Genomic DNA, 224 nt, shown 5'->3' with positions numbered 1-224 from the left:
CATCATTCTTTACGAGCTTAAAACAATTGAAACATTTAGCTTTACGTGGTAATGAATTTTCAGATGTAACACCACTTGTTAAGATGGATAATTTAGATTCTCTTGATTTAACTAATAATAAAATTACGAATGTTGCGCCATTAAGCGCGTTGAAAAATGTAACATACTTAACTTTAGCAGGTAATCAAATTGAAGATATTAAACCGTTATATTCATTACCTTTA

General features: G+C 28.6%; 1 protein-coding gene. It reads left to right on the top strand.

Annotation, left to right across the window (positions count from 1 at the left end; translation table 11 throughout):
• On the top strand, nucleotides 1-224 hold a 224-nt coding region (locus MR079_RS28935), incomplete at both ends, for a leucine-rich repeat domain-containing protein (RefSeq protein ID WP_242295121.1).

The sequence above is a fragment of the Bacillus cereus group sp. BfR-BA-01381 genome, from assembly GCF_022663555.1.
GTDB classification, from domain to species: domain Bacteria; phylum Bacillota; class Bacilli; order Bacillales; family Bacillaceae_G; genus Bacillus_A; species Bacillus_A pacificus.
This window is presented reverse-complemented; position numbering and strand designations above follow the sequence as displayed.